This window comes from Corallococcus sp. CA054B (genome assembly GCF_003611625.1).
Lineage (GTDB): Bacteria > Myxococcota > Myxococcia > Myxococcales > Myxococcaceae > Corallococcus > Corallococcus coralloides.
The window spans coordinates 1-13,766 of record NZ_RAVY01000134.1; the positions used below are offsets into that span (position 1 = coordinate 1).

11 protein-coding genes are annotated in these 13,766 nt (G+C 69.5%); 4 read left to right on the plus strand and 7 right to left on the minus strand.

Features of this window, described 5'->3' with window-relative positions:
* The first annotated feature begins 18 nt into the window (after positions 1–18).
* Complete coding sequence (locus D7V80_RS27545; protein WP_158616707.1) at positions 19–3,672, plus strand: non-ribosomal peptide synthetase; 3,654 nt, start codon at positions 19–21, stop codon at positions 3,670–3,672.
* Between the two features lie 92 nt (positions 3,673–3,764).
* On the opposite strand, the gene D7V80_RS27550 is transcribed toward D7V80_RS27545, so the two are convergent.
* The 6 genes from D7V80_RS27550 to D7V80_RS27585 form a co-directional block, all read right to left on the minus strand.
* Positions 3,765–5,381, minus strand: a complete 1,617-nt coding sequence (locus D7V80_RS27550; RefSeq protein ID WP_147447230.1) for a fibronectin type III domain-containing protein — start codon at positions 5,379–5,381, stop codon at positions 3,765–3,767.
* A 387-nt stretch (positions 5,382–5,768) separates the two neighbouring features.
* Positions 5,769–6,587, minus strand: coding sequence for an SDR family NAD(P)-dependent oxidoreductase (locus tag D7V80_RS27560; protein ID WP_120590995.1), 819 nt, complete (start codon positions 6,585–6,587; stop codon positions 5,769–5,771).
* 287 nt (positions 6,588–6,874) lie between these two features.
* Positions 6,875–7,285: a VOC family protein gene (locus D7V80_RS27570; RefSeq protein WP_120590996.1), complete on the minus strand. Its 411-nt coding sequence runs from the start codon at positions 7,283–7,285 to the stop codon at positions 6,875–6,877.
* A gap of 123 nt (positions 7,286–7,408) precedes the next feature.
* Positions 7,409–8,779 (minus strand): FAD-binding oxidoreductase, encoded by a 1,371-nt coding sequence (locus tag D7V80_RS27575; RefSeq protein ID WP_120590997.1) that lies wholly within the window; start codon positions 8,777–8,779, stop codon positions 7,409–7,411.
* 46 nt (positions 8,780–8,825) lie between these two features.
* A complete protein-coding gene (locus D7V80_RS27580) occupies positions 8,826–9,593 on the minus strand; it encodes a dienelactone hydrolase family protein (RefSeq protein WP_120591013.1) in 768 nt (255 codons plus the stop codon).
* A 66-nt stretch (positions 9,594–9,659) separates the two neighbouring features.
* The gene (locus D7V80_RS27585; protein WP_120590998.1) at positions 9,660–10,484 is read right to left on the minus strand and encodes a helix-turn-helix domain-containing protein; all 825 of its coding nucleotides are present in this window, start codon (positions 10,482–10,484) and stop codon (positions 9,660–9,662) included.
* 61 nt (positions 10,485–10,545) lie between these two features.
* Between D7V80_RS27585 and D7V80_RS27590 the strand changes: the two genes are divergently transcribed.
* The 3 genes from D7V80_RS27590 (at position 10,546) to D7V80_RS27600 (ending at position 13,454) form a co-directional block, all read left to right on the plus strand.
* Complete coding sequence (locus D7V80_RS27590) at positions 10,546–11,985, plus strand: RluA family pseudouridine synthase (protein ID WP_120590999.1); 1,440 nt, start codon at positions 10,546–10,548, stop codon at positions 11,983–11,985.
* Between the two features lie 112 nt (positions 11,986–12,097).
* Positions 12,098–12,637 (plus strand): hypothetical protein, encoded by a 540-nt coding sequence (locus D7V80_RS27595; protein WP_120591000.1) that lies wholly within the window; start codon positions 12,098–12,100, stop codon positions 12,635–12,637.
* Positions 12,638–12,830: 193 nt separating this feature from the next.
* Positions 12,831–13,454, plus strand: a complete 624-nt coding sequence (locus D7V80_RS27600; RefSeq protein WP_158616708.1) for a DUF2716 domain-containing protein — start codon at positions 12,831–12,833, stop codon at positions 13,452–13,454.
* A gap of 15 nt (positions 13,455–13,469) precedes the next feature.
* Here the strand turns inward: D7V80_RS27600 and D7V80_RS27605 are convergent, their stop codons facing one another.
* Positions 13,470–13,664, minus strand: a complete 195-nt coding sequence (locus tag D7V80_RS27605) for a hypothetical protein (RefSeq protein ID WP_120591002.1) — start codon at positions 13,662–13,664, stop codon at positions 13,470–13,472.
* Between the last annotated feature and the right edge of the window lie 102 nt (positions 13,665–13,766).

Genomic DNA, 13,766 nt, shown 5'->3' on the forward strand with positions numbered 1-13,766 from the left:
GTGGGCTCGGAGATGTGTATGAGGGACAGGCTGGGGGGGTTGATTGGCTTCTTCATCAACATCCTTCCGCTGAGACTCCAGCTGGCGGGGGCGGGGAGCCTGGCGGAGGTGCTGCGAAGGACGCGGGAGGTGGTGCTGGAGGGATTCGAGCACCAGGCGCTGCCCTTCGAGCACCTGCTGGGGGCGCTGAGGATGCAGCGGGACAGCAGCCAGATTCCGCTGGTGCCGGTGGTGGTGCGTCACCAGAACTTCCCCATGGCGAAGGGGGAGGCGTGGAGTGAGGGGGTGGCGCTGGGGGACTTCGAGCTGACGGGAGAGCGGACGACGGCGAGCGAGCAGGACTGGCAATTCTTCGGAGACGGGACGGGCCTGGAGTTGACGCTGGAGTACGCGGCGGACTTGTTCAGCGAGGCGACCGTGCGGCGGATGGTGGCGCACCACCAGCAGGTGCTGGAGGCGCTGGTGGAAGGGACGGAGGTGCTGCTGTGGACGCCAGAGGAAGAGGCGCTGCACCAGCGGCTGAATGAGACGTGGCGGGGGTTGGAGGAGACGGAGAGCCTGGCGGAGCGCTTTGAGCGGCAGGCGGAGGCAACGCCAGAAGCGGTGGCGTGCGTGGGCCTGGACGCGGCAGGGGGCCACCGGCGACTGACGTATGGCGTGCTGAATGCGCGGGCGAACCAGCTGGCGAGGCGGCTGCGCACGCTGGGGGTGGGCGCGGAGACGCGGGTGGCGGTGCTCAGTGAGCGCTCCCCGGAGTTGCTGGTGGCGCTGGTGGCGCTGCTGAAGCTGGGCGGGTGCTACGTGCCGGTGGACCCGCATTACCCCGCTGCCTACGTCGAGCAGATTCTGGAGGACGCCGCCCCGCGGGTGGTGGTGGGCCGGCGAGGCCAGACGTCCGGAGCGCGGGTGGACGTCTGGCTGGACCTGGACGCGCAGCTGCGCTTCGCGGACACGGCGCTGGCGGAGCTGGCGGAGGGCACCATGGAGGGGCGTGCCCGGCCTGACGGCGCGCAGCTGGCGTGCCTCATGTACACCTCGGGCTCCACGGGGCGGCCCAAGGGGGTGATGGTGCCCTACCGGCAGCTGCAAAACTGGCTGCAGGCGGGAGCGGCGCGCACGCCCTTCGAGAGTGGCGAGGTGGTGCTGCAGAAGACGTCGATTGCCTTCGCGGTGTCGGTGAAGGAGCTGCTGGGCGGGTTGCTGGCGGGAGTGGCGCAGGTGATGGCGCCCGACGCGCTGGTGAAGGACAGCGCGGCGATGGGCGGAGTGGTGGAGAAGTGGAAGGTGACGCGACTGCACCTGGTGCCCTCGCACCTGGCCGCATTGCTGGAAGCGGTGGGGGAGCAAAGCCAGACGCTGCGCTCGCTGCGGTATGTGATTACGGCGGGAGAGGCGTTGCCCCGGGGCCTGAGGGAGGACGTGGCCCGGAGGCTGCCGTGGGTGGAGGTATGGAACAACTACGGGTGCACCGAGCTCAATGACGTGACGTACCAGCGGGTGGGGGAGGAGGAAGGAGGGACACTCTTCGTGCCGATAGGGCGGCCCATCGCCAATACACAGGTGTACGTGCTGGACGAGCAGCTGAGGCGGGTGCCGGTGGGGGTGAGGGGGGAGCTGCACGTAGACAGCGTGGGCCTGGCGCGGGGGTACTGGGGCCAGCCGGGGCTGACGGCGGAGCGCTTCATCGCCAATCCCTACTCAAGCCGTCCGGGAGCGCGCCTCTACCGCACCGGCGACATGGCCCGGGTGCTGGCGAACGGGACGCTGGAGTACCTGGGCCGCCGGGACCACGAGATAAAGGTGCGTGGGCACCGGGTGGACGTGCGCCACGTGGAGAAGGTGGCGAACGCGCACGCGGCGGTGAGGCAGGCGGTGGTGGCGGCGTGGCCGCCGGGGACGGGCCAGGCGCAGCTGGCCCTGTACGTGCTGCCCCGGGAGGGCGCGCAGGTGGACCCGCGGGAGATGCGGCAATTCCTGGCGCAGACACTGCCGACGTACATGGTGCCCACGCTGTACACGGTGCTGGAGGCGCTGCCCCGGCTGCCCAATGGCAAGCTCGACCGGCGAGGGCTCCCGGCGCCGGACCTCTCCGGCAGCCGCGAGGCGTACGTCGCGCCGCGCACCGAGCTGGAGCGAAGGCTGGCCGCCATCTTCAGCGACGTGCTGGGCCTCAAGCACATCGGCGTGCACGACAACTTCTTCGACCTCGGCGGGCACTCGCTGCTGGCTTCGCAGCTCATCTCGCGGCTCCGGGCCGCCTTCCGCGTGGAAGTGCCGATGAGCCTGATCTTTGAATCGCCCTCGGTGGAGGCGCTCGCCCGCCACATCGAGACCCGGCTCCAGGACGCGTCCCGGGTTCAGCTCCCCGACGTCGTGCCCGTCGGCAGGAGCCGGGAGATACCCCTGTCATTCCTCCAGGAACGACTGTGGTTCGTCCATCAGTACATGGAGGAACAGCGGACCAGCTACAACGGGACGATTGGTCTCCGGCTGCGCGGGCCTCTGTCGATCCCCGCTCTCCGCGCGGCCTTCATGGATCTCGTCGCCCGGCATGAAAGCCTCCGCACCACCTTCCGGATCCCCGAAGGCCGCTCCGAACCGATCCAGGTGATTCACGACACGCTGGAGCTGGACATCCTGATCCAGGACGCGCGCGAGGCCGACGTCATCCCGAGCATGGATGCGCTGGCGGGACACGTCTATGACCTGACGAACGGCCCGCTGTTCATGGTCCGCGTCCTGCGGCTGACCGAGGACTATCATGTCCTGCTCATCGGGATGCATCACATCGTCTATGACGCATGGTCGCAGTTCAACGTGATGAGCCGCGACCTGCACGTCCTCTATGAGGCGCATGCGAAGGGCAGCGAGGCCATCCTCCCCGCGCTGCCCATCCAGTACGCCGACTTCGCGGTGTGGCAGCGCCAGCAGGACTTCCACCGCCACCTGGACTACTGGAAGTCGACCCTGGGGGATTACCGGGATGACCTCGAGCTGCCGTACGACGCTCCACGGCCGCCCAGCCGGACCTGGCACGCGGCCCGCTTCACCTTCCGGTATCCCGAGTCCCTCGCCAGGGCCTTCGCCCGCTTCAACCAGGCCCATCAGTCCACGCTGTTCATGGGGCTGCTGACCAGCTTCGCCATGGTGCTTCAGCAGTACACCCGGCGGAGCGACATCTGCATCGGCACGACCACGGCGGGCCGCACCCAGCTGGAGCTGGAGAACCTCGTCGGCTTCTTCATCAACATCCTGCCGTTGCGCATCGATCTGTCGGGTGACCCCGACATCGCCGAGGCGATGCGGCGCACGAAGCAGACCGTGCTGGGGGCCTTCGAGCACCAGGCCCTGCCGTTCGAGCGACTCCTCAGCGCCATTCACAAGCAGCGCGACAGCAGCCACGTCCCGCTGGTCCCCATCATGCTGCGTCATCAGAACTTCCCGACGGCCATCTCTGACACCTGGCACGGCGGAGTGGTCATGGAGGCCATTGAGCGGGATGAGCGGACGACGCCCAACGAGCTGGATCTCCAGTTCTTCGGCGATGACACCTATCTGCATGCGATCGTCGAATACCCGGCGGAGCTCTTCGCCGAGAAGACGATCCGTCGCCTGATGCAGCGGCACCAGAAAGCCATCGAGTTCATGTGCTCGACGCTGGCGGCGCCGTGAAGGGAGAAGCCCGGCACGCAGCGGTAGCGTGCCTCACTGCCTCACCCGCCACCGCCAGGCTTCGCGGTAGCGGGTTGGACGCCGGGCGCGGACTACGGCGTGGTGAACGTGGCGCTGTACGTGTCCGAGTGCTGGATGGGCAGCAGCTCCCGGCTCAGGTTGGGCGCGCGCCAGGGCTCGTAGTGCGGGGACGCGTCCGCCGTCACGCGCACGAAGTATGTGGAGCCGGGCTGGAGGAAGCCGGGCGGCAGGCGGAACACGGTGCGGTTCCCGGGCAGGAAGAAGCGCGTGATGGGGTTGGGGGAGAGGTCCGCCATCAGCTGGTTGACCGTCACGATGTAGACCTGGGGCGTGCCCATCGCGGGGGGCCGCCACGTCAGCACAGGCTGGGTGGCGCCCACCTGGCGCGACACGTAGGCATCCACGCCGTCGATGCGGAGCTCGCGCGGCGGCGACACGCTGGGCTGGATGGGCGCGGCCACCAGCGGGTCCAGATGATCCGTCACGTAGGTGAGGCCGGAGGGGAAGTGGCTGCGGATGCCCACCACGGTCGGGGTGGGGGCGCGGAACGCGTAGGTCGCGGTGCCCACCACCCCCCAGGTGGAGGGATAGGGGTTGCCGTAGCTCAACCGGCGCGTGAGGACGCCGTCCTCGCCCCGGGGCAGGTACAGGTCCAGGAGCAGGCCCATGTAGCCCACCCAGCCATCCTGCACCCCGTTCGCCACGGGCATGATCTGGAGCGACGGATAGGTGGGCACGGCGGTGGGGCTGACGTCCTTGCGCCAGCGGGTGAACTCCGCCAGGCGCCACTCCAGCGAGACCGACGTCAGCGGCACCTCGAGCAGCGTGCCCTGCAGCGTCAGCGGCGACACCCCGTCCGGCGTGTAGTCGAAGGCCGGCATGCGCAGGCTGCGGGTGATGGTGGAGTACGTCAGCGCCGCGCCACTGCTCGGCGTCGTCCCCGCGGTGAGCACGCTGAGCTGGTTGACGTAGAGGCGGTCCCCCCGGGTCGCGCTCAGCGCCGGCATGGGGTAGCCGGTGGAGTTGGTGAAGAAGGCGCCGGGGTCGACATAGGAGGTGTCGCCCGTGGTGGGCGTCACGGAGCCGGCCAGTGAGCCATAGACGTCCACGTCGCCGGTGGCGAACTCGAAGTAGCTGCCCTTCGAGGAGATGGACTCATAGTCCTGCCAGGGGGCGAGCCCCTGGAGGTTCACCTGCGCGGGCACGCCGGTGGGGGGCGGGTAGACCGCGTCCGCGCGCCCGACGCGGTTGACGCTCAGGTCGAAGCGCCGCTCGCGGGTGAGGAAGTAGGACGTGCCGGAGCGGACGTAGAACTCGGTATGCGGGACGTTTTCGAATTTCAGCCCCCCTGCCACCACCGTGCCCACGCGCCGGTCGAAACCCAGGCCCCTGGGGATGAGGATCTCCACGTCCTGACCCATCAGGTTCTGCGGCACCGCCGTCACCGTGCCGTCGCTCGCGTGGAAGCGGCTGTCCGCCTTCACCAGCACGGAGGTGTCCAGGGCCGTGCCCCCGTCGGGGTCCATGCAGCCCGGCAGCAGCGGGTCCCCCCCCACCACCGCCGTGCCCTCACGAGGGTCCTCCATCAGGGGGTCTGGATTATTCGAAGACTCGAGGTCTTCTCCCGCGCAGCCCAGAGAAGTCGCGTACAGGGGGACGAGCACCAACGACAGACGACGCAATGACATGGGAAGGTCCGTAGGGATGAGAGGAATTGCCGGCCGGACTCCAATCTGTCCGGGCGCACCCTCCATCCAATTTCAGACGAGTCCCCCGACTTTTTCAACCTGACGCGGGTTCCTTTTGAGGAAAGGGAAGACGCCTGCGTGTGCCAGGGCGTCCTGGGGCCACCCGCCAGGTTCTCCGTGATGCGGCAGCGCTCCTGCCCGGGTGAGTCCCAGCGCGTCCGCGTGGCTGTGCAGCCCGCGGATGTGATTGCCGTCGTCTTCTGCCGACAGGCGTCGCTCAGGGGCAGGATTGAGTTCCATGGGACCTCTCCGCCCGTGGCGGCGTGAGCGCGCGGGGCTGCCGCTGCGGCGCTCTGACTGAAGCCGCCGAGGCGCCCCCCCCACGCCTCAGCCTTCGACGGGCCGGGTGAGGCCCAGCGCGTCCGCATAGCTGTGCAGCCCGCGGATGTGATTGCCGCCGTCCACGGCGAGGGTGTCTCCGGTAATCCAGGACGCGAGGTCGCTGCAGAGGAACGACACCACCTTCGCCACGTCATCCGGCTCGCCCCACGCCTTCCCGAGCGGCGTGTGGGCGAGGAAGCCCTGCGCCATGGCGCCAGTCCCCAGGCCGGCCATCTCCGCCAGGGGCGTGCGGATGGCGCCTGGGGCCACGACATTCACCCGGATGCCGTAACGCCCCAGCTCCGAAGCCGCGACCTTCGAGAAGTTCGCGAGCCCCGCCTTGGATGCGCAGTAGTGGGACAGCCCGTCCGTCACCGCCGTCTGGTTCAGTGAGGAGATGTTGACGATGGAGCCCGGCTGCTTCGCGGCGACGAGCGCCTTCGCGAGAGCCTGGGTGAACAGGAAGGGCCCTTTGAGGTTGATGGCCAGGACCTGGTCGAACTCCGCCTCGGGCAATTCGAGCACCGTGCGGATGGTGGCCGTTCCGGCGTTGTTCACCAGGATGCCCGGGAGGCCGAACTCACGCGTGGCGACTTCGAGCGCTCGCGCCACATCCTCCGCGCGAACCACGTCTCCCGCGAAGGGCACGGCCCGGGTGCGCCCCTCCGCCGCCCGGTTGAGCTCCGCGGCGGCCGCCTCCAACTTCTCCGGTGTCCGCCCGAACAGCAGGACGTTGGCGCCGTCCCGCATGAGGCGCGCGGCAATTCCCAGACCGATGCCCTGTCCTGCTCCCGTCACGATGGCACTGCTCGACATCAGCTTCATGGTGTGGCTCCCAGCTCAGGTTCCAGTGAGGGCCATGACTTTACGCCGAGTGCGTGTCGCCGTGGGTGACGCGAGCCTTTCGGTCGTCACCTCGAAAGAGTCCGGAAGCCGCGCGGCATCGCGTCTGGGGGGAGAGGCCGCGGCAGGGGCTGGCATCCCTGACGGCCCCTGGTGGGGCTGCGCCCTGATGCAGCTCACCACGGACAGGCGCCGCCACGAAGCCCAGCGCTTCTATGCGCGGCTGGGATTCGTGGCGAGCCACGAGGGCATGAAGCGCCCCCTTTGAATCACTGCTGCGGCTGCGCGGCGGCCGGGTCCATCCAGAAGGTCTCCCACTGGTGGCCGTCCAGGTCCGCGAAGCTGCGCTGGTACATGAAGCCCATGTCCGTCGTGTCCTTGGTCTCCTTCGCGCCCGCCGCCAGCGCCTTCTCCATCAGCGCGTCCACGGCGGCGCGGTTCTCCTGGGACAGGGCGATGATCACCTCCGTCGTCTTCGTGGCGTCCGCGATCTCCTTCTTGATGAACGTCTTGAAGAAGGGCTTCACCAGCAGCATCACGTAGATGTCCTCGCTGATGACCATGCAGGTGGCGTTGGCGTCGGTGAACTGGGGGTTGAACGAATAGCCCAGCTTCGTGAAGAAACCGACCGCGCGGTCCAGCGACTCGACGGGGAGGTTGACGAAGATCTTGCTGCCCATGGTGCGTCTCCTGGCGGAAGAAATGGGATGAGGTGAACGTCGCCTTCATCCACGCGACGAACCGGCCCCGGTGGGATCGACACCGGACTTATTTTTCCCCGCGCCGCCGCCAACCCTCCGGAATCACAGCACCTTGCCGGGGTTGAGCAGGCCCAGCGGGTCGAGCGCGCCCTTGATCGCCTGGTGCAGGCGAAGCGTCTCCGGGCCCAGCTGCGCGCCCAGGAACCCGCGCTTGAGGGACCCCACGCCGTGCTCGCCCGTGATGGTGCCTCCCAGGGCCAGCGCCGCGTGCAGGATGTCGTCGAACGCTTCCTTCGCCCGGGCCAGCGCCTCCGGGTCCTTCCGGTCGAAGACGACGGTGGGGTGCATGTTCCCGTCGCCCGCGTGCCCGAACGTCCCGATGAGCACCCCGTGCTTCTGGGCGATGCGCTCCACCGCCGCGAGCAGCTCCGGGATGCGCACGACGGGCACGCCCACGTCGTCCAGCAGCGTGGCCCCGCGCTGCTCCAGCGCAGGGAAGGCGAAGCGCCGGGCGCCCATGAGCAGCTCGCCCTCGGCCTCGTCCGCGGTGTTCATCACGGAGGTCGCTCCGGCCCGCTCACAGGCCGCGACCATCAATGCCAGCTCCTCTTCGCCCTGCACGCCACCCGCGTCGGAGCGCGCGATGAGCAGGGCCTCGGCGGTGACGTCCAGCCCCATGGGCTTCCAGGACTCGACGGCGCGCACGGTGGTGCGGTCCATCAGCTCCAGCACGGAGGGGCGCGAACGCTCCATGATGTCGCAGACGGCCGTGCCCGCGCTCACGAGCGTGGGGAACGCGGCCACCAGCGTCGTCGCCTTCGGCGGCCGGGGGCGCAGGCGCAGCGTCGCCTCGGTGAGGACGCCCAGCGTGCCCTCGGAGCCGATGAAGAGCCGCGTCAGGTCATAGCCCGCCACGTTCTTCACCGTCCGTCCGCCGGTGCGCACCACGGTGCCGTCCGCGAGCACCGCCTCCAGCCCCAGCACCGCGTCGCCCGTCACGCCGTACTTCACGCAGCACAGGCCTCCCGCGTTGGTGGCCAGGTTGCCTCCGATGGAGGAGAACTCCCAGCTCGCGGGATCCGGCGCGTACCAGAGGCCCTGCTCCGCGGCGGCGGTCTTCACCGCGCCGTTGAGCGCGCCGGGCTGGACGACGGCCAGCATTCCGCGCCGGTCCACCTCCAGGATGCGGTTCATCCGCATGAGCGACAGGACGATGCAGCCGTCGCTCGCGTTCGCGCCGCCCGACAGGCCCGAGCCCGCGCCCCGGGGCACCACCGGCACGCGCAGCGCAGTGGCCACCCGGAGCACGGCCTGTACTTCGGACGTGGACGTGGGCCGCACCAGCACCCTCGGCATGCCCGAGGACGCCCACTCCGCCTGGTCGCGCCGGTGCGCCGCGAGCACGTCCGGATCCGTGATGACGGCCTCCGCCGGCAACACCTCCGCCAGCGCTTGCTCCACTTCGACCGTCATGAGGGCCTCCCAGGCTCCGGTACGTGAACGCCGGGCCGGCCGCCCGTCATCCGTTCCCTGACGCCCCAGCTTGCCTCGGAGCCGAAGCCGCTTCACCCAGGACCTGCGCCAGGAAGGTCCGCAAGGCGGCGTCCGCGCGTCCCGCGGCGACCGGGTGGTATTGGATGCCCGCTTCGGGCCTCTGGGCGCCGGGGAAGGTGAAGGCATGCATCGCGTGGCCGTAGGCCTGGAGCTGCCAGTCCGCGCCCGCCTCGGTCAGCTCCCGCGCGATACCCAGCACCGCGTCCGGCTTCGCGGTCGGATCCTCCCAGCCGTGCAGCAGGAGGACGCTCGCGGAGATGGGCGGCTGGGGACCCAGCCGTGGCGGGTGGAGCATCCCGTGAACGCTCACGGCGCCCCTCAAGCCCTCCGGAGCCGCGCGGGCCAGGTCGAGCGCGCAGAGCCCCCCGAAGCAGTAGCCCAGCACCGCGACGCGCTCCGGGTCCACGCGAGGATGGCGCCTCGCGGCCTCCAGCGCCGCTCGCATGCGCCGGCGGAGCAGCGCGCGGTCTTCCATGAAGGGCCCCATGAGGTGCGAGTTGTCCCCCGTCACGTCTCCTCGCACGCCCTTGCCATACACATCCAGGGCGAAGCCCACGTAGCCCTGTTCCGCGAACCGCTCGGCCATCGCGCGGATGATGGCGTTCTGCCCATCCCACGCATGGGCAATCAGGACACAGGGGCGCGGGCCCGCGTGGGCGGAGTCGTGGGCGACGTACCCTTCACAAAGGGTTTCCCCATCGGCGTAGTCGAGGAACTCGGCATGGAGGGACATGGTGGAGTCCACGCTGCCTTCCTCGCGCCCGGGTCGTCTTGAACGAATGCGACATGCCCCAGCCGTTCAGAGGAAGTGCGCGAGCGCCGCGGCCGGGCCCTCCCGGCGGGGGTTGAAGTAGTCCGCCATCATCGAGCGAGGTGTCCGGGCGAAGCGCCCGGGTGTCAGGCCCAGATGGCGGCGCCACATCCGGATGCGGTGGGCCTGGTCGCTGAACCCCTCGTGCGGATCCCCCTGACCTGTCTGCGCCGCGAGCAGGCTGTGGTGGAGCCGCTCCAGTGCGGACATTTGCCGGGGCGAGTGCCCGAGGTGCGTCTGGAACCAGCGCTCCAGCTGCCGCGTCGACACGTCCACGGCCCGCGCCGCGGCATCCACGCGCGACGTGCGGCGCAGCACGTCCCAGGCCCGCGCGAGCCGCTCGGTTTCGGGAAGGGGCTTCGTCGTGACCAGCCGTTCGAGCAGCCAGGCATCCAGCCGCGCGGCGACCCGATGTGGTTCCCACGCGGCCGACAGGTCCTCCACGAGCCGCCGGGACGCGCCATCGCCCAGCACCGCACCCAGCTCCAGCAGGTCGTCTCCCGTGGACGGGCCGCTCGTGGGAAACAGGCGCGCGAGCCCCACCGGCGTCAGCATGACCATCACGAAGGCGCAGCCTTCCCCCGAGCGCCAATCGCGGCGGTGGGATTGGATGCCCAGGAGCGAGGCGCGCGGGGCTCCCGCCGCGAAGTCGCTCGTGCACGGCCGGCCGAAGTTGAGGGTCAGCACCGCCGTGGGCGACGGCGCGGTCTGGATGGGCCGTCCCTCGTGGGCGCCCTTCAGGTCCTGGATGAACCAGTACCCCAGCACCAGGGGGGACAGCGGCGCGACGGGGGCTTGCTTGAGGAAGTGCACGGCGAATCATAGTCCGCGAAGCCGTCCTCCACCGGAGGATTCAGGCGAAGATGGGGCCCGGATGAAGACCCGAACAGACGAGGCGGACCTCATCCGGACCCTGACGTCCGTCGAAGGCCCGCTGCCTGCGCGGCTGGCGAATCCCTTCCATCCAGCGCCACCCGGCCCATGGGGGCTTCGCGCGGCGGAGGCGCTCCAGCAGCGGCTGCGGCAGGAGCCCTCGTTCCGCGAAGCCTTGTGGCGGCCCGGCGGCGGCAAGATGTTCGGCGTGCTGGTGGTCTCGGCGCCGGATGGACGGGTGGGGTACCTGAGCGCGTTCTCCGGGATGCTGAACGGTGCGTGGAACGTGGAGGGCTTCGTGCCGCCGCTGTTCGACCCGGTGGCTCGCGACGCGTTCTGGCCCGCGGGCGAAGCAGAGCTGGCCTCGCTGGAACACCAGCATGCGGCGCTGTGCCGGGAAGCCGAGGCCCTGCGCGCACAGGGACCCGCTCCTGCGCTGCGCGACGTGGAGGCGCGGCTGGCGGACGTGGAGCACGTGCGCGCCGAACGTTCACGTGCCCTGTGGCGGCAGGTGACCCAGGGATATGTCATTCCCAATGCGCGCGGCGAAACCCAGACACTGGCCTCGCTGTTCGCGCCCAAGCCTCCTCCCGGTGGCGCCGGTGACTGCGCGGCGCCCAAGCTGCTGGCGTATGCCTTTCGTCAAAGGCTCACACCGATTGTTCTCGCGGAGTTCTGGTGGGGCGCACCGCCGCTCGATGGCCGCCGGGAGTCCGGTGCGTACTATCCGGCGTGTGACAACAAGTGCGGCACGGTGCTGCCGTACATGTTGCAGGGATTGGCGGTGGAGCTGCCTCCCGCCGAGCCAGTCGCCCCCGGGCCACGCCTCCTTCATGAGGACCCCTGGCTCCTCGTGGTCGACAAGCCCGAGGGACTGCACACGCTCCCCGGACGCCATGCGCCCACGCGCGACTCGGTGCTCGTCCGGCTCCAGCCCCGGTTCCCGGAGCTGGCCCCCGTCAGCTTCCTCCACGAACTGGACCCCGAGTCCTCCGGCCTCCTCGTCATCGCCCGGGACGCGGTGACTCGGGCCTCGCTCCAGCGCCAGTTCTCCCAGCGCGAGGCGGAGCACCGCCACGTCGCCTGGGTGGACGGCCTCGTGGACGGAGACTCAGGCCTCATCGACCTGCCGTTGCGCCCGGCGGCCCACGCGTCATTGGAGGACTGCGTGGATGCCCGCCACGGCAAGCGGACCCGGAGCGCGTGGAAGGTCCTCCGTCGCGAGGACGCCCGGACCCGGGTGGAGTTCATTCCAACGACCCATCTGCCCCACGCGTTGCGTATCCATGCCGCGCATCGCCTGGGGCTGGGAGTGCCCATCGCCGGGGACGCGCGCTTGGGTCGAGAAGCCGTGCGGCTGATGCTCCATGCCGACGCGCTGGCCTTCGTGCATCCACGCACGGGCGAACGTCTGGTGTTCGCCTCGCCCGCGCCGTTTTGAAGTCTGGTCTCGTGAATTGTTTGATCAATTCAACGGCCCGCGGAGACCAAGGGAAAGGGAAGGGCGGGAAGGCCCTTCAGGAACAGACACCTCCACCTTGGAGAGGAATCCCATGACCTACGCACGCAAGAACCTCGGCTCGAAGTCCTTCATCGCGAGCCTGCTGCTCGCCGCGACGGCGCTCACCGGCTGCGGACAGGACGACATCAATCGCAAGTACCAGGGGAAGTACGCGTTGGACCTCCAGCTCGACACCGGCGCGAAGGTGGCCGAGGGAGACCTGGACGTGGGCTTCAACGTCTACAACGACGATGAAGCCATCATCTCGATGAACAAGCTGCTGTGCACCCTCTCCGCCACCTACAATGGGAAGGTCGAAGGGCCCGGTGCGGATGGCGGTGAGGTGGAGTACGAGCTGCTGCGCGACGTGCGCCCGGATCAGATCCTCGCGTGCCCCGTGCCCACGGAGTTCGGAGAGAACCTCTGGCTGCAGTTCCGCCTGGGCACGGGTCGCGTCGAGAACAAGCAGCTCACCATCGACTACTCCGGGACGGTGCAGCGGGGCACCCTGGAGGAGCTCACGGCGGGCGGCGGCACGCGCGTGGGGGCCTTCGGCTACACGTTCCAGGGCAACGAAGTCGCGCTGCCCTGAGTCACCGGGCGCGGTCCCGTCGTCCACTGCGAGCCACCGGGTGTGAGCAGCCCCAGCGGCTTTCCACATCCGGCCTTCGTCGCGGTGGACGTCGGATGCCATGCACAGGCCCCGACCCCTCCTGCCAGGTGCTTGCGCGTTTCCGGCGTTGCGCGCATACCCTGGCTTTCGCGAAGTGGGGGGGGCAGGCGTCGTGCTCAAACTCAAACCGGAAGCCGAAGCCGAAGCCTGGATGCCCCTGTCGGGCGATGCGGAGCGCCACGCGCTGGACCATCCGTGGCCCTCCCCGGAACAAGGCTGTGCGCGCTTCGTCGTGGGCGAGGACTTCTTCCGCCTGGAGAATGACGCCCGGTTGGAGCTCTACCGCGACCTGGCGGAGCGGATGCTCGCCGTGTTCCGCGAGCTCACCCCGCCCGGCGGCTGGCTCTACGCGTTGGATCCGCAGCACCCCTGCTACCGCCTCCACCCGCACGTGCGCTTCGAGGCCGGCGCGACGCTGGAGGAGATGACCGGGCTCTACACGCGCGAGCACATGGAGCGCGTGGAGCGTGGCGTCCACCCGCCGTCGTTCGAACCGCGCTGGGCCATGGACGTCCACCCGGCGGGGGACCCGGAACACCTCTTCGCGCCGCCGGACTTCCACTTCGTCTTCGCCGCGCGCTACCGCGTGGGCAACTTCGACGGGCTGGAGGCCCCGGGAAAAGGCCCCATCGAGACGGAGACCTACGAGCTCCTGGGACACCGCCTCATCGCCGCCGTGGACAAGAACCCGCCGGCGCTCTTCCAGCGCGCGCGCAGGCTGGGGCCTGACGACTGAGGCTCAGCCGGACCGTCAGGCGGGCCGGGACACGGCGCGCGGGCGGGGCGCACCCTCGTAATAGAGGTTGGCGCGCCCCTCGCTGTAGACGACCAGCACCCGGTCGTTCTCCTCCAGGAGCCCCGACGTCTTCTGCGCGACCTTGCGGACCAGCGTGTCGAGCTGTGCCGGACCCTGCTTGCTGCTGGCCCGGACCGTGACGACTGGCATTCGGTGTTCCGCTCCTGGTGACCTCCCGCGACGGCAGGAAGGCGTTGCGTGTCATAGCCAACGGAACACTTCGTTGACAAGTGCGCGCTGCCACGGTGGATA

What these genes read in the sequence shown, in the direction of transcription:
- D7V80_RS27545 (WP_158616707.1), top strand. Translation starts at nt 19, where the DNA reads ATGAGGGACAGGCTGGGGGGGTTGATTGGCTTCTTCATCAACATCCTT.
- D7V80_RS27550 (WP_147447230.1), bottom strand. Translation starts at nt 5,381, where the DNA reads ATGTCATTGCGTCGTCTGTCGTTGGTGCTCGTCCCCCTGTACGCGACT.
- D7V80_RS27560 (WP_120590995.1), bottom strand. Translation starts at nt 6,587, where the DNA reads ATGAAGCTGATGTCGAGCAGTGCCATCGTGACGGGAGCAGGACAGGGC.
- D7V80_RS27570 (WP_120590996.1), bottom strand. Translation starts at nt 7,285, where the DNA reads ATGGGCAGCAAGATCTTCGTCAACCTCCCCGTCGAGTCGCTGGACCGC.
- D7V80_RS27575 (WP_120590997.1), bottom strand. Translation starts at nt 8,779, where the DNA reads ATGACGGTCGAAGTGGAGCAAGCGCTGGCGGAGGTGTTGCCGGCGGAG.
- D7V80_RS27580 (WP_120591013.1), bottom strand. Translation starts at nt 9,593, where the DNA reads ATGTCCCTCCATGCCGAGTTCCTCGACTACGCCGATGGGGAAACCCTT.
- D7V80_RS27590 (WP_120590999.1), top strand. Translation starts at nt 10,546, where the DNA reads ATGAAGACCCGAACAGACGAGGCGGACCTCATCCGGACCCTGACGTCC.
- D7V80_RS27595 (WP_120591000.1), top strand. Translation starts at nt 12,098, where the DNA reads ATGACCTACGCACGCAAGAACCTCGGCTCGAAGTCCTTCATCGCGAGC.
- D7V80_RS27605 (WP_120591002.1), bottom strand. Translation starts at nt 13,664, where the DNA reads ATGCCAGTCGTCACGGTCCGGGCCAGCAGCAAGCAGGGTCCGGCACAG.